The sequence below is a fragment of the Nitrospira sp. genome (assembly GCA_029194665.1).
In the GTDB taxonomy this organism is placed as follows: domain Bacteria; phylum Nitrospirota; class Nitrospiria; order Nitrospirales; family Nitrospiraceae; genus Nitrospira_D.
This window is the reverse complement of the sequence record JARFXO010000001.1, coordinates 1073252-1093540: the sequence shown is the minus strand read 5'-3', so window position 1 is coordinate 1093540 and position 20289 is coordinate 1073252. Positions and strand designations below refer to the sequence as shown.

Sequence of the window (20289 nt, the reverse complement as noted above, 5' to 3'; positions counted from 1 at the left end):
TTCCGCAGTCGACCATTTTCTTTTCTTCTCGTCGTTCCCGCATGTTTCACGCGGGAATCCAGGAAAATCCTGAACGACTGGATGCCCGCCTCGGCGGGCATGACCATTCCTCCGGCAGACCGCGTCATTACCCGCAGTTTTCGACAGGTTCTGATCGCTAGCCCCTGATCACATCCGTTCAACCACGGAATCTGTCGGTGCCATGACTATTGCGCAGGCAAGGGGTTACATGTACAGGAAGAGAGCCGCCACAACGCCGAAGAATTCCGTGGTGTTCTTGCCCCTGAGGCTGAACCATGGACCGGCAATCAGGCCGACGTGTTGATTGAAGTTGTATTCCACGGCTGGAGCGATCGTGAGCAAATTGCCGGATCCCCTTCCAACCGCCGCCGCTTCACCGTTCACTCCGACCCCCGTTGTTCCGGAAAACTCCGTCGCATTGATCGTCTGAAACCCGATGTCGAGCGCGAGATCCACATGCTTCGTGAGGCTATATTCTCCTGCGACAATGAGAGTCGTCACCGATCCAGGATCCACACGACCCTCCGTGCCGAAGCCTCCGCCGTAGGCATTGAATCCCTGTACCGTGACGGACGAGAAGAAACCGTACGTCGCATTCACACGGTATCTGAACACATGATCCCCTCCGAGCGGTATCGCTTTCTGCATTCCGATGCCCAGCGTCGTCGCGAAAGCGCCGCCTCCGGTTCCGGCCAGACCGTTGATGGAGGGACTGAGATGGTTGTAGTGTCCGGTCGGAAAGATTTCCTGGACCCAGATCCGGACATTGGGAACCCAGGAATCGGAACCACTTCTCAGCGCTTGAAAGCCGAGTTGAATCGGCAGATCACCGAACCCGGAGATGGACTCGCCTTCCGCGGAATTCTTGAGCCATTGCGGCGCAATCTCCACGTCGATCCGGTTCGTTAAGCCATAGATGAGGTATGTTTGCTGGACGATCGTGTCCGAGACCGTCGCTGATTGAAGGCGCCAATTGTCATTGTACAATCCACCGTATTGTGTGAAATAGAAGTAGGGTTGAACAACGGCGTGCCCCCGATCGAGAGTCAGACCTCTGGTCGAGAGCAGCGTACCGGTGAACCAGGGACCGGCGGGCTCTGGTTGGCGGTTCTCTGAGTGTTCGCCCCACACTGCCTCCGGAAGGCAGAGACAGGCGATGATCAAGCTGAGAAGGAGCTTGAATATGAATTGAGGCATGGCGCCGCTCGACCGGAAGTTTGTATACTGCCAATGGCAACCGTCGGCCGTCACCATGACGTCGCACTGCGCCGGTCTGGTGGATGAAGCTGCATGTCCAGCTCAGGCAGGCGGCTCATGTCACGGCGTTTGGCTTGTTGGAGAAGCCGCGGTATCTCCTCGTAGACGATGTGTGTCCGCGTTGGAAAAAATCGACTCAACTATGACATATTTTTTTACGGCACGGTGGAGCATGTAATGCGATCCACCGGTTGCCCGGTACCGACCATTCCGCTGCTTCTCGGATGCCGAGGAACAGTGGACGGCGCGCAAGCAAAGGAGTCTGCATGAACGACTTGTTGATTAATCGGATCCTCATCGCCACGGATTTCTCCGCCTGTGCGAGGCGCGCCGTTGATTACGGCATGTGTGTCGCCCGGGCCTGTTCTGCTCATGTGGACTTACTCTACGTGGTCGAGGAGTTGCGGAGGCTGGAGTTCGACGCGCCCTTCGCCGATCCGTTGCTGGAGACGAGGCGGAAGGAGGCGGAGCGACTCTTGGGCGAGCTGGCGGCTCGTGTGAAACAGGAAGGGCTGGACGTGGATTGGCATCTGGGCGAAGGCATTCCCAGCGAACAGATCGGGCAGACTGCGCTCGAACAGCGCGCCGACCTTGTCGTCGTCGGCACCCATGGGAGGACCGGATTGGACCATATCATGCTGGGCAGCACGGCAGAGCGTGTCATCAAGCAGGCTCCGTGTCCGACGCTGACGGTCCGGGTCGCCCCGATTCATGGTGAAAAGGATGCGGATGTTCCGCCATGCATCCGGCATGTGCTGGTGCCGGTCGACTTCTCGAGTCCGTCTCTTGATGCGCTGGAGTATGCGATTCAGGTGGTCGATCGCTTTGGAGCCAGACTCACGATCGTCCATGTGTTGGAACCGATCTACTTCGACCTGGAATTGGGGTTGGGCCGGATCGAGCAGGAGGTCCAGAAGCGGACGCATTGGGAGACTCAACTGGATGGCCTTGCGCAAGTGGTGAGGGGGCGTGGTCTGGAGGCAGGGTCGGTCGTGCTCGGGGGGATTCCATCGGAGTCGATTGTGACCTATGCTCGCGGGCAGCGCTCCGATTTGATCGTCATGGGCACTCACGGACGGCGTGGGCTGACGCGTCTGCGGTACGGCAGCGTGGCTGAATCTGTGCTTCGTCAGGCTCCCTGTCCCGTCCTCACGGTCCGAAGCCCGAAGTTCACCGCCAACCACAGCCGCATGATGCCGCTGTCGGTGGCAGAGCCATAACAAAAGAATGCGCAACGAGGGGGCCATCGATGGCGGGGCAACTTCGGCAAGAGACGGTGCATGGTCGCCTCTGATCTTCCGAGAGGACGTCGAACTTTGCCTCGGGCTTTCGCCCGGTGGTTTCGACGAAGCTGGACTTATGAACAGAAGGAGCATGGATATGGAATCTCGGGACATTTACATCACCAAGTTCGATCTGGCTCGCTTAAAGGAACTGCTGGAGGTCGGGATCAGTTTCAAGGAGCGGGACCGGGACTATCTGGAAAGTTTGCAGAATGAGCTGGACAGGGCCCATATCGTTGAGCCCACCGCGATTCCTGATAACGTGGTCACGATGAATTCTCAAGTTCGCCTCAAGGATATGGAATCGGGCGAGGAGAAAAATTATACGCTTGTCTTCCCCGCCGATGCCGATATTGAGAAGAACCGCATCTCGATTCTTGCCCCGATCGGCACCGCCATTCTCGGCTACCGGGCCGGCGATACGGTGGACTGGCTTGTGCCGGCGGGGACGCGCAAGGTGCGGATCGAAGCAGTCCTCTACCAGCCCGAGGCAGCCGGCCGTTATGATTTGTAGCGGCCCTGCGCGAATCGTTAGCGCCTCACTCGCGCATCGATCAACTCCTTACCCACCTATGCAAGAAGTCACGGTTGCGAAGCCGAGGAGATATGCGCAGTGGGTGTTCTCCGAGCCCTTGGCGTAGGGGGATATTCTTCGGCAAAATCTCCACCGACCGGCTGCGATGCGCGACAAAACATGTGAATTCCACGACAGAAATGTGCTATCGAAGAGACGTAGGGAACGGCGTCCAGCTTGCGCCATGCACGAGGGCCGGAGTGAGAGAGGAAGGATGGGACGCACAGTGCTTTCCTGCCATCGGTGGGTTATCGGATTGCTCGGCATCGGGGTTTTTTTTTGACAGGACCAGCCTGGGCGGACGAGTCGGATGACAAGAAGCCGGATGACAGGAAGCCAAGGGAGTTGCTGGATTGCCGGTTTCAGCAAGGTCCTGAGGAATCAGTTGACAACGCGAAAAGCGAAGTGCTTCCGGCGGACGACGTCTTCCGTCCCCTCTTGGCCGACCCGCAGCAGCTACAGTCCTTTGCCCTCTGGCAATCCACGCAATCACTCAGCAAAGGGACCACCGCGAACATCGGAACGGTCGCCATTGGGGGAAACTTTGGGGTGTATACCAGGCGCAACGGATGTAACGGATGGCAGATCAGCTTCCTGACCGGGATATTCGGACAGTTTGACTTGGACACGTCGAATGCCGAACTCATGAACGTCGATTTCAATGCCGGCATCCCGCTGACCTGGCGTCAGGAAAACTGGTCGGCGAGGCTGCGGTTTTATCACCAGAGCAGTCACATCGGAGATGAATTCCTTGGAGCCAACCCTGGTTTTAAGTCGATTGGTCTTCAATTTGAAGAAGTCGACCTGATTCTGTCCTATGATTTCCAGAAATGGATGCGCCTGTACGGGGGAGGAGCGGTGAAGATCAACCGCCAACCGTCCACGCTCGACCGCGGTACAATACACTGGGGGTTCGAGGCGCGGGCACCGACCGCATGGGGCCAATCCTATCTCTTTGGCGTGCTCACGAATCCGATCCTCTTTACGCCGGTCCTGACGGCGGACTTTAAGTCGGTCGAGGCGCAGGATTGGTATATCAACACGAATCTGTTGATGGGCTTCGATATGTCTCAGCTCGTTTCCTTTCGGCGTTTTCGGATTCTCTTCAACTACTATCATGGATATAATCCCTATGGGCAGTTCTTCTATTCGCAGAAGACCCAATCGTTGGGAGTCGGCGTCTATTTTATGTTTTGAAATCGTGGGTAGACCGGGGAATCAGCCAAGGTTCAACCTGCGTCGAGACGAACCCTCTTCATCTTTGTGGGGGAGCAATGCCGATGAATAAGAAAGTCTCCTTTTCCATCTGGTACGTCCTGCTCGCCATCATGGCGGTGGTGATCGTGCACGATTTTATTCACGCCTTGAATAAAATCGAAGAACTTCCGTACAGTGAATTCAAGCGATTGGTGGATGCCGGGAAGGTGGCGGAAGTTTCCGTGACCAGCCAAGTGTTGACCGGAAAATTGAAGCCCGAGGGTGAATCCAAAGAGCAACAAGCCTTTGCGACCGTGCGGGTCGAGGATCCGGACCTCGTCCGTGAGCTCAACCGACATGGAGTGACGTTTACCGGTGTCATTGAATCCACCTTTTGGCGCGATCTCCTGTCATGGGTCATCCCGGTCGCCCTCTTCGGCGGTATCTGGTTCTTCATCTTTCGTCGACTGGGTCAGGCTCAGGGTGGTTTCATGCAGGTCGGTCAGTCCAAGGCGAAGGTCTATGTGGAGAAGGACATCAAGGTGACGTTTGCGGATGTTGCCGGGGTGGATGAGGCCAAGGAGGAACTGCGGGAAGTCATTGAGTTCCTGAAGACACCGGAAAAGTTCACCAAGCTGGGGGGGAAGATTCCCAGAGGAATCCTGCTGGTCGGCCCGCCCGGCACCGGGAAGACCTTGCTGGCCCGCGCCGTAGCCGGTGAAGCCGGCGTGACGTTCTTCAGCATCAGCGGCTCGGAATTCGTCGAAATGTTCGTCGGGGTCGGCGCGGCACGGGTTCGTGATCTATTCGAACAAGCAAAGGGCAAAGCTCCCTGCATTATTTTCATCGATGAGCTGGATGCGCTCGGAAAAGCGCGTGGCGCTGGCCCCATGGGGCATGAGGAACGGGAGCAAACGCTCAACCAGTTGCTGGTCGAGATGGATGGCTTCGATCCTCGCATCGGGGTCATTCTCATGGCGGCGACCAATCGCCCCGAGATTCTTGACCCTGCGTTGCTTCGGGCAGGCCGGTTCGATCGTCATGTGGTAGTAGACCGTCCTGACAAGGTCGGTCGCCTCGCCATTCTTCGTGTACATGCCAAACAGGTGACGCTTGGTCCCGATGCCGATCTCGAAAACATCGCAGCGATGACCCCCGGGTTCTCCGGAGCCGATTTGGCCAACATCATCAATGAGGCGGCGTTGCTGGCGGTGCGCCGGGGAAAGGATCAGGTCGGGCTTTCTGAATTACACGAGGCGGTCGAGCGAGTCATCGCCGGCTTGGAAAAGAAGAATCGTGTCTTGAATAAGATGGAAAAGGAGCGAGTGGCCTACCATGAGACGGGCCATGCACTCGTCGCTCTTTCCATACCAGGTTCCGATCAGGTACAAAAGATCTCCATCATTCCTCGCGGCGTGGCGGCGCTCGGCTACACGTTGCAGCTTCCGACGGAAGACCGGTTTCTGATGACGAAATCGGAATTGGAGAATAAAGTTGCCGTGCTGCTCGGTGGAAGGATTGCCGAAGAAACGATTTTCGGAGAAGCCTCCACGGGAGCGCAAAACGACCTCGTCAAGGCCACGGACATCGCAAAAAGCATGGTGAAGGCCTACGGCATGAGCGAGAAGCTCGGCACCATCACGTTGGAACGAGAGCGACAGCCTCAATTCCTTCAGCTTCCGGTCGCTTCTGAAAAGGGCGATTATTCCGAAGCGACCGCCCGTGAAATAGATTGCGAAGTGAGACGGATCATCGACGAGCAGTACGGGCGGGTGAGGCGATTGCTGGAGGAAAGGAAAACGACGCTCCAACAAGGCGCGCAGCTCTTGTTGGAACGCGAAGTGATTACCGGAGCCGAGCTCAAAACCATCCTGGAGGCAGCCTGAATCGAGCATGATGATTTCCCGCAGTCGTCGGAGAGGATGGTGATCGAGAGAATGTTCGATGACGTGAAGAGTCAAGGCGGCTGATGGAGTGAACCAGGTGGAAGAGGCAACCATCTCCGTCAAAGATAATGTGATCCACTGCCGAGGGTCTTGGACGCTCCCACACTTGTCTCAATTGGAACGGGGAGGCCGAGCGCTCCGATGGCCTGAAACTTCCACCGTCCAGTACGATGTCGGCGAAGTGACCGCGATGGATACGGGCGGCGCGCTCATCCTGCAGCGCTGCATCGACGGCGTACGACGCAAGGGGCAGCAGACCGCTCTGCAAGGGTTGAAACCTGAATTCGCCGAACTGCTTGAGATGGTGGAGTCGCAATGGACCCAACTCGAGCGTGGAACCGCCGTCCGTCGGTCTGGGTGGATCGATCGTATGGCGGACGTGCTGCGGTCTCGACGCACGGCCACGATTCGCGCACTCGCATTCGTCGGAGAAAGCACCATCGCGTTCGGCCGAGCACTGGTGCGGCCACGTTCCATTCGATGGCGGACGCTCTTGCGGATCGTCGAACTGGACGGCGTGCGCGCCTTGCCGATCACCGGCCTGCTGACGTTTCTGGTCGGTGTCGTGATCGCCTATCAGGGCGCGGAACAGCTCCGTAAGTTCGGCACGAACATTTTTATCGTGGATCTGGTCGGCATCTCGCTGTTGCGTGAAATTGCCCCGTTGATCGTGGCGATCCTCATCGCCGGTCGTTCGGGTTCCGCCTATGCGGCTGAGATAGGCACCATGAAGGTGACGGAAGAATTGGATGCGGTGCGGACCTTGGGCATCTCGCCCATGAATCTGCTCGTGTTGCCTCGCGCGCTGGCCTTGGTCATCGCTCTGCCTCTGTTGACAGTGTACGCCGATGTGGTGGGCGTGTTCGGCGGCATGTTGATTGCTTTAGGGGAGCTCAACGTGAGCTTCGTAGAGTTTGTCTCTCGCTTCGAGGAAGCCGTTCCGGTGCGGCATTTTCTCATCGGCTTGGGGAAGGCGCCGTTCTTTGCGGCGATCATCGCCTTGGTGGGCTGTTATCAAGGATTCCAAATTCGAGGCGGCGTGGACGATGTGGGCCGACACACCACCATCAGTGTCGTGCAGGGGATTTTTTTGGTGATCGTATTCGACGCGATCTGCAGCATCCTGCTCAATTGGTGGGACTTGTAGAGGTGCAGTAGGAAGGTTGACGTTCAGGCTGAAGCGAAACCCTTCACCTCAGTCTTTGGTCCGGTCGGTTGAAAGGTAGTCCCTGATGCCATCTGCCACGAGCATCGAAATACCGGTGATCGACGTGCAGCATGTCTCGACGAAGTTTGGACAGGCTGTCGTGCATGAGGACGTGAGTTTGTCTATTCGTCGGGGCGAAATCTTCGCAATTGCGGGCGGCAACGGGTGCGGCAAGACCACGTTGTTGCGGGAAATCATCGGCCTGATCACACCGTCGGCGGGAACGATCCGGCTGTTTGGAGTGGACAGCCGGCAATTGGAAGCGTGCGATATCCATCCCATCCACCGCCGGTTCGGTGTGATGTTCCAGCATGGCGCGCTGTTCAGTTCGTTCACCCTGGCGGAGAATGTTGCCGTGCCCTTGCGCGAGCATACGCCGCTGAGTGCCGGATTGATCCGCGACATCGTCGCTGCCAAAATCGCGATGGTGGGATTGCCGCCGGACAGTGCCGCGAAATATCCCAACGAACTCAGCGGAGGGATGCGGAGAAGGGCCGCGCTCGCCCGAGCGATCGTCATGGATCCGGAGTTGTTGTTTCTCGACGAGCCGACAGCCGGTCTCGATCCGATCATCGCCGCAGGATTCGATGATCTCGTCCTCTCTCTGAAGAGTCTCTTAGGGCTGACGGTGGTGATGGTGACACACGACCTGGATTCCTTGTGGCGGATCGCCAATCGCGTGGCGGTGCTCGGTCGTGGAACGGTGTTAGGCATCGGCACGATGCAGGAATTGTCTCGATCGGACGACCCCGTCATCCGTGAATACTTCCAAGGTCCACGCGGAAGGGCGGCGCGCGAACAGGCGGCCTGGAACCACGAGGGGGGCCGCGCGTGAAGCATACCTTGATGGAAGAATCGTTCATCTGATGAGAGACGAGCGGCGAAATTCGCCCGGCTGAAGGCACAAACGATGGAACCCAAGGTCAACTATATTCTGGTCGGCTCGTTCGTGGCGTTTCTGGGCGCGGCTGTCCTGGTTGGAATCTTGTGGCTAGGGAAGACGGACTACCGTGGTTCCTACGATCGCTATGAGGCCTATATGAAGGAGTCGGTCGCAGGATTGAGCGTCAATTCCACCGTCAAGTATCGTGGTGTCGACGTGGGGCGAATCAAGACCATTGACTTGAATCCTAATAACCCAGAGGAAGTTCTGCTGACCATGGACATTATGCATGGGACGCCGATCAAGACCGATACGATTGCCGTACTCGAGACGCAGGGGCTTACCGGTCTAGCCACCATCAATTTGACCGGAGGAAGCCGAGACGCTCCCCCGCTGCAGGCCCAGGAGGGACAGGCGTATCCGGTCATCAAGACCGGCCCCTCTCTCTTCTTCCGCTTGGATGAAGCCGTCTCCCGTTTGCTTTCGGAAGAACGCTTGTCTCAACTGTTGCGTGATCTTGATGCAGCGGCAAAAGGGGCGGCGAAGGTCTTGGATGACGACAATCGCGCCACGCTGAAACAAACGATCAAGGATCTCTCCGATGTAGCCAAGACCATTGCGGCCCACAAAACTCAGATTGAGCAGAGCTTGAATGGTGCTGCCAGGAGCGCCGACAATCTGGTGAAGCTGACGGCGTCGTTGAATGCGGAGGTTCCGACCTTGCTCGCCGGCATCAACAAGAGCGTTGTGGCGCTGGGCGCGGCGACGGACGAACTGGCTCGCACGAGCAAGACGGTTGGAGCCGTCGTCAATGAAGCCCGACCCGAACTGCAACAGTTCACCCGACGGACTCTGCCCGAGGCCGGCTTGTTAGTGACGGAGCTGCGGCAGCTTACTGGTACATTGAGCCGTGTGGCGCGGGAGTTGGAGCGAGAGCCGAGCTCGCTGGTGTTTGGACGAAAGTCCCCGTCACGTGGACCGGGGGAATAGCACCGAAATCGCGAACGGTCATGAGATGATGAAATATCGTCTGGCACATGTCGTGTGTGGGCTGGTGGCGTTGACGGCGGCTGGTTGCCTGTCGCCTCGCACGGATGCTTCGAATATCCATACCTATCAATTGAGCCTTGATGGATGGCCCAGCGAGGTCCGGCCTGGCAAGCTTGACGGACCTGTGCTCCTCGTGAGTCCGCCTCAAGCTGAGCCAGGATTTGAGACGCAACGCATGGTGTATGTCAAGCGTCCTTACGAACTGGAGTACTACGCGGTGAATCAATGGGCCGACACGCCGGCGCGTATGTTCGCCCCGTTAATGGTCCAGGCGCTCAATCAGCAGAATGATGTGTGGCGTGCTGTGATTCCGTTGCCGAGCTCGATCCGCGGAGAGTATCGTCTTGATACCCACGGATTTCTGTTGCAGCAGGAGTTTCTCCAACATCCCAGTCGCGTGAGGGTGATGGTCAGAACGCAGCTCATCGACCTGCAAGGGTCGACGATCTTGAGCACGCGGACTTTCGAGGTCGTGGAGAACGCCACGAGCGAGAATCCCTATGGGGGCGTGCAGGCTGCCAACCGAGCGATTGCCGGGTTGCTCGATCAAATCGGCTCTTGGCTCAGGCAATGCGTGCAGCACTCGCCTGAGTGCAGACGCTGATGGAGCCGGTGTGGGATTCGGCGGAAAACTTGAACTCAACAGCGCGCGATTACAGGCTGTCGAGGCTGCAATGTTTAACCTCATCTAGCTGCTGAGCAGCCACCGCTGCTTCCCATCCCGTTTCACAGGGAACCAGCTGAACCCTCAACATATTTAAAAACTGAGCGCCCAATCGGGCCTGAACCTCTGTGTCGGTTCCATTTCCCTCAAGGACAATCTCGCAGTCGGGTAGTCCTCCGAGGCCGACACCTTGTGCCTTGAGCAGCGCCTCTTTGGCGACCCAGTAGCGGAAGAAGATCGTGGCGCGCCGCTCCTCGCTCGCCTCCATGATCGCCGTATGTTCGGAGGGAGTAAAAAAACGCTTGGATAGATTCGCAACCTCGATATCCGCACGAACGAACTCAAGATCAACTCCGACCTCCTGCCCTTTTGAGATTGCAATGAGCGCACGGTCATGGGCATGAGACAAATTGAAGGTGATCGGCGACCGGTCTCGTAACTCCTTCGTCAGGAAGGGTTTGCCTGTTGCGTTGCGATTCAGCGCGATCACATCGGCGTCGACTCCAAGGTACCGACTCAGCACTGCCCTGAGGCCTCCGTGAGCCAACACGTACCGCTGCCGGATATCCTCCCGGATTAGGCGAGCCGCTCGGTGCCGCTCGACTTCATCCAACCAGCCACCGCATCGCTCCAGACAGTGTCGCGACCCGGTGAGCTCGATCCCCCACAGGTGAACGGCATTCTCTTCAAGACGGATATGATCCAGTTGCCTTGTATCGGTGAGGCGCTCAATGGGTAGGAAGGAAATCACCACGCTGTTGCCATTAATGCCCATAGTCGCTTCGCGGGTGGACGAAGCTGGGCGACGAAGATCACGCAGCCCTATTATGCGGCCGAGGGGCATCGAGAGAACGCTCGGCGATATAGCGACGAATGTGGGAGGATATCTCTTCGACGTGCGGTGAAATAAGCAGGTCCGTCGTGCGCCGAGTCGCAATCTCAACAGTCCGGCACCCTTCGGCCGCCAGTTCGCTCCAGACACGCCTGGTATCATGCTCCATGATCCGTTTCGCTGCCACAATGTTCAGTATGTGTCCGCGATAGGGACGTATCGTATAACGGGCGGCCGCGCGGAATATCGCGAGTCGCATATGGTTGTACCGAAGCTCCACCGGTTCCTTCGGGGCCGGTTGTCGTAACCGTGACAAAAGCAAACTGCCGTGGTACTTCAGGACTTGACCCCACTGGGTGATAGGCATTCGACGGAGCTCGCCGCAGGCGCTCAGCGTGACGGAAAGGATTTCCAGCGGGAACGCGAGCGCAGCTGGGAGATCATAACTGTACTTATAGGAGGTATACGAAGTCGGATGCCAACTGTTCGCGATAACCAAGGTGACTTCTTGGTTCTGCTCGGCCAATTGCTGCGCCATCTCATAGGCGACCAGCCCGCCCGTACAGATGCCGACGATCACGTATGGACCATGGGGGTGGCGCGAACGCAATTCAGCGATGTAATGCCTCGCGATCTCATACATGGAGTCGTACGGTTCCGCTGTCCCATCATACCCTCTGGCTTGTAGACCATACACCGGATGTGCCTGACCCAAAAGCCTCGCCAGCTGCGCATACCACAACACTCCTCCTGCTGCTGCCGACACCAGAAACACCGGGGCGGCCGATCTTCCGAGTTGCAGGGTGACGAGCGATTGCCATGGGGGTGTCCGGTGCTCCTCCACAAGAAGCGACGTGAGACCGGCGATAGTCGGCGCTTGAAACAGCGTGGAAAGCGGAAGATGCCGGGCGAATACCTGTTCAATGAGATGGAACAGTTGAGCCGCTTTGAGTGAATGGCCTCCGAGATCGAAAAAGTTGTCGTGAATGCCGACCTTGTCGACCTCGAACACTTGTTGCCACAAGGCCGCCATCTGTATCTCCATCCGATCGCGAGGCGCGACGTGAACGGGGCTACTCGCGCGAGTGGAGTCCGGAGCCGGCAATGCTTTCCTGTCGACCTTGTTATTCGCGGTCAAGGGCATGGCCTTCAAAAAGACGAAGAGCGACGGGACCATATACTCAGGAATCTCGGCCCGCAGAAACGCGCGAAGTTCCGGCTGGCTTGGAATAGAGCCTTCCTGGCAGACCAGATACGCCACTAATTGCTTCACACCGTGGTCATCGTCCCTTGCTATGACGACGGTCTGACGGACGGCGTGATGGCGGTTCAACGCTGTCTCGATCTCGCCCAATTCGATTCGGAACCCTCTGATCTTGACTTGGTGATCCAATCGGCCGAGGTGCACGATGCGTCCATCCGGGCGATACCGTGCCGAGTCTCCCGTTCGATACAATCTCGCCGGCTCTTGAGAAAATGGATGAGGAATGAACCGCTCCTGCGTTAAATCCGGCCTCCCGCAATAGCCTCGGGCTAACCCATGGCCTCCGATATAGAGCTCCCCGGAGACTCCGATGGGAACCGGTTGGAGGAATTGATCCAGGATATACACTTCCGTATTGGCAATCGGTCTTCCGATAGTGATTTCCCCATCGCTCCGCTCGATTCTCTCGATCGTAGACCAAATCGTGGTTTCGGTCGGGCCATACATATTCCAGAGGGCGACGCTCCGATCCAACAAGAGCGTCGCAAGATCGGGTGGAAGGGGCTCTCCACCGCAGAGTACCGTCAATCTGTTACTGCCTTGCCATCCAGCCTCAACGAGCATTCGCCATGTGGCAGGAGTCGCTTGCATGATCGTCGGCTGAACAGCTTCACAAAGAACCCGCAGTTGTCGTCCGTCCATGGCAACGGCGCGATCGGCGATCTCGACACGGGCTCCAACCAGTAACGGCACATACAACTCCAATCCGGCGATATCGAAAGAGAGCGTCGTGACGGAGAGCATGACGTCCTCGGGTAAACATCCCGGCTCCTGTCGTATCGAACACAAGAAGTTCACCAGTGCTTGGTGTGGAATTTCCACTCCCTTGGGCTGGCCCGTCGACCCAGACGTGTACAGGATGTACGCCAAATCATGAGGCGTGGCGGACGGAGGAACATTATGGTCCGACTCCCGTGCGATCCTACCCGATTCTCGATCGAGGCACACCCTGCGGCAGACTTGAGCATCAAACCGATCCGCCAGCGCTTCAGATGTGAGCACAATGGCGAGCGAGGCGTTCTCCGACATATACCGAAGACGATCACGTGGATAGTCAGGGTCAAGGGGCACGTAGGCCGCACCGCTTTTCATCACGGCCATCAACGCTATCACCATCTCGAAGGATCGCTCTAGACCAATACCCACCGTCACGCCAGGCTTGGCGCCCAGCGTTTGGAGATATCGCGCCAACTGATTAGCTCGGGCATTGAGCTCACCGTACCGCAGCACCTCTCGTCCCATCGACAACGCCACGGTGTCAGGCGTCCTCTCGACCTGTGCCTCAAACAGTTGGGGGAAACATTCAGACTGTGGGTAATCTCTTTGCGTGCGGTTCCAATCCTGCAACATCTGTCGGCGTTCGATTGCCGTTACGGTCGGAAGCTCGGATAACTTACTGTCCGGATTCGCCAAGGCGGTCAGCAGCAAGACCTTATACTGACCCAACATCCGTTCAGCGGTCTGGGGCTCAAAGAGATCGGTATTGAACGTCAAGTAAGCTTTCCGGGAAAACTCCGTCTCGATCGTCAAGCTCAAGTCGAATTGCGCCGCTTGTGTCTCCACCTCGAACGGCACCCAGCTCAATCCTTGGACGTTGATTTCTCCGATAGGAGCATTCGGTACATTGAAGAGCACCTGCACGAGCGGGGCAGAGCTATGGTCGCGAGCGGAGTGCATCGTCTCGACCAATTTATCGAAGGGGAAGTCCTGATTGGCATAGGCCTCCAGCGCCGTTTCCCGCACCCGCGCCATCAACTCGATGAACGTCGGATCGCCGGAGAGATCGGTACGCAGGACGAGCGTATTGACAAACGAGCCGATGATCGACTCGACCGCGGATTGAGTCCGGTTGGCGATAGGAGAGCCTACGGCCACATCGAATTGGCCGGAATAGCGACTCAGGAGAATCTGGAAACAGGCCAACAGGGTCATGAACACCGTCACATTGTGCTCAGCGCTGAATTGCTTCAGTCGCTCGATCAACGAGGTAGGCAACTCCAGCATGCGATGTGAGCCGTTAAATGTCTGCACCAGATGTCGTGTGTAATCGGTCGGCAAGGAAAGCTTCGGCAGTCCGGCCAGCTTCTTCTGCCAATAATCCGATTGTGTGCTGAGGCGGTCGTCGGTCAGGCAACGCCGCTGCCACACCGCATAGTCGGCATATTGAAGCGGGATCGCCTTTGGCGCAGGCATTTCTCCTTGCGAAAACGCATTGTAGAAGAATGCAAACTCATACCCGATGATCCCGAACGACCACTGATCTCCGATGATATGATGCATCGTGAGGACCAACACATAGTCCTCGGGCTCGATCTCAATCAAGAGGAACCGTGCCAGTGGGCCCTTCTCAAGATCGAACGGTTGGTTCGCTTCCTGCTCGACAAGCCGAGCCGCCTGCTGTCGTCGATGTTCGAGGGGCACGTCCTGAAGATCCACCTCTGTCCAATGGGGAGAGCGAAAGGGGTGGATCACTTGGACCGGTCCATCACCCCTCATCATGAACGTCGTTCTAAATGCCTCATGTCGGCTACAGATGGCATCGATCGTACTCCGAAGGGCTGCTTTGTTGAGGCGTCCCATTTGCCGAGACGCGAACGGCATGTTATACGCCGTGCTCTGAGGAGCCAGCTGATGCATGAGCCACATGCGTTGTTGAGAATAGGAAAGCGGGAGCGGCTGGTCCCTGGGCACCGAAACGATCGGCGGCATCACGGAAGCCTTTTCCCTCTGGCGCAACCGTATGACTTCTTCGGCCAATGCCGCGATGGTCGGGCGCTCAAAAAGCGCCTGTAGGGAGACGTCGACCTCAAAAAGCTCGTGTATCCGGGAGACGAGCTGGGTCGCCACCAGAGAGTGGCCTCCCTGCTCGAAGAAATGGTCGTGGATGCCTGCCTCGGGGACTTGAAGCACTGATTTCCACAGCTCAGCCAATGATTCTTCGACCTGATTTCTTGGAGCTATCCTGGCTGCCGCCCGACCGGCTGTGAGTTCCGGAGTGGGAAGCGCATGTCGATTCACTTTCCCGGTAGCACTGAGCGGCATCGTCTCCAGCCACAGAATGACGGATGGCACCATGTAGTGCGGTAACCGAGCTGCAAGATGACTGCGAACCTGGTCGAGCGTCTCTCTCAGTGATGGCTCGCCGGCGACATAGCCTACCAACCGGTGCTGTTCCGGTTTATCCTCCCGAAGGAGCGCCGCCGCTTGATGCACGCCCGGGAAGTTACTCAACACATATTCGATTTCGCCCAGTTCGATCCGATATCCACGCAGCTTGACTTGTTGATCCACTCTTCCCAGAAACTCCACATTGCCGTCGGCGCGGTACCGCGCTAGGTCACCGGTCCGATAGAGCCTGGTGCCGGCCACGAAGGGATTCGCAAGAAACCGCTCTTGGGTCAACTGCGGCTGGTTGACATAGCCGCGGGCCAGACACTCTCCCGAGATATAGAGTTCTCCCGGTACGTCGATCGGCATCGGTTGCAGGCGTCCATCCAGCACATAGAGCTGCATATGGTCGATGGGTTTGCCGATCGGTACGCGGGCCCCCGTTTCCTCACGAGTCGTTTGATACACACTGCACCAGACCGTGGTCTCCGTTGGTCCATACTCGTTGTACAGCACGGCATGAGGCAGGAGCTGGTAATGCCGTTGCACAAGTTCAAGAGGCAGGTTTTCTCCGGCAGTAATGACGACAAGCAGCGATTCCAGCTGAGTACTCAACACCTCACCCAGCACGACACGGTACAAAGAAGGGACCCACACGATGTGCGAGATGCGATGGTGCTCGATGAGCGTTGCCAGCTCTGTTGGGTCTCGATGGGCGGTCTCTGATGGAATGACCAGTTCCCCTCCCTGCAGCAAGGTCCAAAATATGCCCGTCACGGACCCATCAAAGGCCAGCGAGAAGGTCAGTAAAAACCTGGAAACCGGTTCCTGATAGTACTGAAGTCTGGCCTGAAGAGAGGTCACCAGACCGCGGTGTGGCACGGCCACGCCCTTGGGGTGCCCTGTCGAGCCAGAAGTGTAGATGATATAGGCGAGCTGATCAGGGGAAACAGGAAGTGCTAAGTTCTCCTCTTCCGCTCCGCCCAGAGTGGATGTACACAGGGTTTCTAGATCACAGATTTGGCCTCGATAACTCTGTAGGTGGGTACGGAGGTGTGCCTGTGTGACGACGATGGAAACTTGGGCGTCCTCCAACATGAGCTGGAGACGATGACTGGGGAAGGAGGGATCCAGGGGAACATACCCGCCCCCGGCTTTGAGAATGCCCAGGAGGCCCACGAGGGCGTCCACCGAGCGCTCGACACAGAGACCCACCGGGAGATCTGGAACGACCCCTAATTTCTGGAGCGCGCGAGCGACTCGATTCGCTCGTCGGTTCAGTTCTTGGTAGCTGATAGACTGGTCTCCGCACGTGACAGCCGGTGCATGAGGAGTCCGATCAACTTGCGCCTCGATGAGCGCATGGATACCCGAGGCCGAGTGACGTGGTTCGTTCCACGTCAGTTGAATGTGCCGTTTCTCCTCGGTGGTCAGCAATGAATGTTGGTCAAGCGGAGCCTCAGGTTTCGCGAGAAATTCCTCAAGAAGGATCTCAAGCTGCCCCAACATGCGGTCGATCGTCGAGTCATCGAAAATCGTGGAATCATGGAGCAACGCCAAGTCCAGGCCGTCAGCCTTGTTGACCACCATCAACACAAGATCGAACTCCGACGCAGTCGGCTCCCAGGGGAGATGAGCGACCTCAAGATCCCTGACGGTGAACGTGGACAAGGGGTCATCTTCACACACGATCATGACGTTAAACAGCGGAGACAGCTGACGCTCTCGGTGTAACGACAGCGCCTCGATGACCTCTTCAAATGGTAGGTCCTGATGGTCATAGGCGTCCACCACCACCCGGCGGACCTGCTTCAGCAATTCTTGTCCTGTCATCCCATTCGAGAGCTCGGACCGCAACGCTACGGTATTGACGCAATAGCCCATCATGTCTTCGATCTCTCTCCGACGCCTGCCGGCCACGATCGATCCGATGACGATATCCGACTCTTGTGTGTAACGACGCAGCCAAGTCGCAAAGACGGCATACAGCACCATGAACGTTGTGACGTTCTGTTGCTGACAGAAGAGGTCGAGGTCGGCCGAAAGTTTCGGAGAAAGCGATCGCGATCGCAGACCTCCCTCGAACGTGCGCACTCGCGGCCTCTGACGATCGGCCGGTAGTTCAGCGGGAGAACGAGCGCCGCTCAACTGCCGAACCCAGTAGGCTCGATGGACCTCACGAAGGCCGTGATCAAGCCTGGCTCTCTGCCAATCGGCATAGTCCGCATACTGAACGGTCAATGTGGGAAGGCGAGCCCCTTGAACATCGCCACCGGCTTCCCAGAGAAGGGCCAATTCTTTCCAGAAGATACGGAGAGACCACCCATCGGCGACCAGACGGTGGACCGTCAGAGCGAGGACATTCACAGTCGGTTCAAGGGCCAGCAGGGTCACTCTGAATAGCGGCCCCTGTCGTAAGTCGAACGGCCGGCTCCTCTCCGCTCGTAGGAATTGCCGTACCTGCATTTCTTGCTCTAGAGGGTCCAATGTTTGGAAATCTTGCCGTCTGATCGTGACGATTGCCTCAGAGGAAACTTCTGCGAATCCCTCGCCTCGCTCCGATCCGAAACGAGTTCGAAGAATCTCGTGACGACGGGCGATTTCCTGCACGGACCGCTCCAACACCTCTGGGTTGACCGCCCCGCGTAGGCGCACCTCCATGGAAATATGGTTGATCGCGCTCCCAGGGCGAACTTGTTCCAGGAACCACAGTCGCTGTTGCGAAGGACTAAGGGGAATCCTGCCTTCTCTTGGGGATGCCGAAGGAAGCGGAACGGGTGAACTCCCTGTTCCACCGTCGACATTGCTGTACCCATCTCCCTCCCCGGCACGATCTGAGGCATTCAGACTCGTGCTCGGTTGACCGATCCGAGCGGCGAGCGCGGACAATGTCGGGCATTCGAACAGCACACTGAGCGGGAGCTCGACGTGGAAGATATCGAGGATGCGTGCAACAACCTGTGCTGCGAGGAGCGAATTGCCTCCGAGTGCAAAGAAGTTCGCATGGCGGTGCGGATGCTGTCCTCCGAGCACCTCTTGCCAAATATCGGCCAGTCGTTTCTCGACGGGAGTTTGCGGAGTCTCGTTCGGCGCTCCATCGGTTTCCGACTCCGGAGCCAGGTCGAGCGTGCTCGCCATGACTACGGCAAGTCGGCCTGACTCAAAGGCGGCTCTGCAGGCGCCCCGCTGAATTTTTCCGCTGGAGGTTCTGGGGATCGTGCCGGACTTGACCAGCACCACCCTGTGGATTTCGAGTTCATATTCGTCGGCCAGCGCGCGACGGATGCAGCTCACCACTTCCCTCAGGTTGGATTCAGGCAGCTGTTTCTCGATCTCATGGACCAGCACCACCAGCTCTCCGGTCTCGCCCTCAACGGAGAAGGCTGCTCCACCTCCATGTCGCAAGCCGGGATGCGCCTGTTGGGCCGACCACTCCAGATCCTGAGGATAATAATTTCGCCCACGTACGATGATCAGATCTTTGAGACGTCCAGTCAGGAACAGCTCTCCGCAGTGGAGGAATCCCAGATCGCCGGTTCGTAAATAGGGACCCTCTCCTGACCCAGCGATCGTGGCATTAAATGTGGTGTCGGTTTCTTCCGGTTTGTCCCAGTATCCAGAACCGACCCCGGCTCCAGCCAGCCACACTTCTCCCACAAGGTCTGGCGGGCACTCGCGGTGAGTCGTAGGATTCACAATCCGTATATGAGTCTCTTCGAGGGGCTCCCCACATCCGACCAATGTCCGAGTTCGCTGTTGCGATGCGGGGGACTCTTTAACGATCGAGTCGGCCAAGGAGTCGGCGTCTACATGCAAGAAGCTCGGTTCGGCTCCGGCCCGCTTCATCGTTACCAACAGCGTGGCCTCCGCAAGCCCATACCCCGGGGCAAATGCCTTGCTTCGGAAGCCACGCGAACCAAAAATGGCGATAAACTGCTCAACCGTATCCGGATGAATTGGTTCGGCGCCGCAACTGGCGACCATCCACTTGCTCAAGTCACCCTGCCACCCTTCTTGCTGCCGTACAGTCCTGAGGCAAGCTTCATAGGAAAAGTTCGGTCCCCCGCTGTGGGTAATGGCAAATCGGGCCACCGCTTCAAGCCAGCGTAGCGGCCGCCGCAGAAACGTGATGGGCGACATCAGATAGGCGGGAATACCGGCATAGAACGGCGCGATGATTCCATGCAGTAACCCATAGTCATGGAAGTACGGCAACCAGCAGAGTGACCGGCTGTTGTCCGACACTTCTCCGGCCAGACTCAAGGCTTTGCAATGGGCAAGCACGTTCCCATGACGGATCATGACCCCACGAGGAGCGGCCGTCGATCCTGAGGTATATTGCAGATAGGCAAGAGCGGTGCTGGGAGGGCAGGGCAACTCAATCGAGTCGACCTCATCGTTGGGTTGATCAGTCGTCACCCATTGAATCTGACCCACTCCCTTCGCGATTGAGAGCTCAGAAGACAGAGTCTGGATGCCGGAGGTCGTGAGCACAAGCGACGCCTGGGCATCCTCAATAATAGAGCGAAGTCTCGGCAGGCTGTGTTTCTGTCTGACGGGATCGGGAGCCGGGGCGGGAACCGGCACGACACCGGCACAGACACATGCCCAGAAGGCGCACACGGCCTCGAGTCCCTGTGGGTAGAGCAGCAGAGCTTTGGTTCCCGGTGAAACCGCCCGCGCGAGATGGCCGGCAAGCGAGCGCACCCTGCGTTCAAGCTGACCATAGGTCAGCTGACTCTCGATTTCGAGGTTGTCACGAATGAGGGCATAGGCAAGCCTATCCGGCTCCTGCCGGCATCGAAGTTCGAAGAGATCAGGGAGGCTATGGATGGCCCGGGGAGGAAGCTTAAACATGTACGCGCGACACCCAGACTTCGACTCTGACAAAACTCTAATAACTGTTACCGGTTATCCCTTCACCGATGACTAGGGTAGTGTGCTTGATAGCAAATTCAAAGAATTTCCCTGTTTCTAACCGCAAATGAGTTTCTTCCCGAACG

Annotated in this window: 11 protein-coding genes; 8 read left to right on the top strand and 3 right to left on the bottom strand. The window is 57.5% G+C overall.

Features of this window, described 5'->3' with window-relative positions:
• Positions 1 to 225: 225 nt before the first annotated feature.
• Positions 226 to 1218 (bottom strand): hypothetical protein, encoded by a 993-nt coding sequence (locus P0119_05225; GenBank protein MDF0665464.1) that lies wholly within the window; start codon positions 1216 to 1218, stop codon positions 226 to 228.
• A 326-nt stretch (positions 1219 to 1544) separates the two neighbouring features.
• Here P0119_05225 and P0119_05220 point away from each other — a divergent pair, with 326 nt between their 5' ends.
• The 8 genes from P0119_05220 (at position 1545) to P0119_05185 (ending at position 10022) form a co-directional block, all read left to right on the top strand.
• Positions 1545 to 2498 (top strand): universal stress protein, encoded by a 954-nt coding sequence (locus P0119_05220; protein ID MDF0665463.1) that lies wholly within the window; start codon positions 1545 to 1547, stop codon positions 2496 to 2498.
• A gap of 160 nt (positions 2499 to 2658) precedes the next feature.
• On the top strand, positions 2659 to 3075 hold the full coding sequence (gene rnk, locus P0119_05215; GenBank protein ID MDF0665462.1) for a nucleoside diphosphate kinase regulator: 417 nt from the start codon (positions 2659 to 2661) through the stop codon (positions 3073 to 3075).
• 339 nt (positions 3076 to 3414) lie between these two features.
• The gene (locus tag P0119_05210; GenBank protein ID MDF0665461.1) at positions 3415 to 4332 is read left to right on the top strand and encodes a DUF1207 domain-containing protein; all 918 of its coding nucleotides are present in this window, start codon (positions 3415 to 3417) and stop codon (positions 4330 to 4332) included.
• An 83-nt stretch (positions 4333 to 4415) separates the two neighbouring features.
• Entirely contained in the window at positions 4416 to 6218 is a 1803-nt protein-coding gene (gene ftsH, locus P0119_05205; protein ID MDF0665460.1) for an ATP-dependent zinc metalloprotease FtsH, read from the top strand.
• Between the two features lie 97 nt (positions 6219 to 6315).
• Positions 6316 to 7425, top strand: a complete 1110-nt coding sequence (locus tag P0119_05200; protein ID MDF0665459.1) for an ABC transporter permease — start codon at positions 6316 to 6318, stop codon at positions 7423 to 7425.
• An 85-nt stretch (positions 7426 to 7510) separates the two neighbouring features.
• On the top strand, positions 7511 to 8320 hold the full coding sequence (locus P0119_05195) for an ATP-binding cassette domain-containing protein (protein ID MDF0665458.1): 810 nt from the start codon (positions 7511 to 7513) through the stop codon (positions 8318 to 8320).
• 75 nt (positions 8321 to 8395) lie between these two features.
• The gene (locus P0119_05190; GenBank protein MDF0665457.1) at positions 8396 to 9358 is read left to right on the top strand and encodes an MlaD family protein; all 963 of its coding nucleotides are present in this window, start codon (positions 8396 to 8398) and stop codon (positions 9356 to 9358) included.
• Positions 9359 to 9383: 25 nt separating this feature from the next.
• Positions 9384 to 10022, top strand: coding sequence for an ABC-type transport auxiliary lipoprotein family protein (locus tag P0119_05185; GenBank protein ID MDF0665456.1), 639 nt, complete (start codon positions 9384 to 9386; stop codon positions 10020 to 10022).
• A 49-nt stretch (positions 10023 to 10071) separates the two neighbouring features.
• On the opposite strand, the gene P0119_05180 is transcribed toward P0119_05185, so the two are convergent.
• Both P0119_05180 and P0119_05175 read right to left on the bottom strand, forming a co-directional pair.
• Entirely contained in the window at positions 10072 to 10857 is a 786-nt protein-coding gene (locus P0119_05180; protein MDF0665455.1) for a 4'-phosphopantetheinyl transferase superfamily protein, read from the bottom strand.
• A 37-nt stretch (positions 10858 to 10894) separates the two neighbouring features.
• A complete protein-coding gene (locus P0119_05175; GenBank protein MDF0665454.1) occupies positions 10895 to 20143 on the bottom strand; it encodes an amino acid adenylation domain-containing protein in 9249 nt (3082 codons plus the stop codon).
• Between the last annotated feature and the right edge of the window lie 146 nt (positions 20144 to 20289).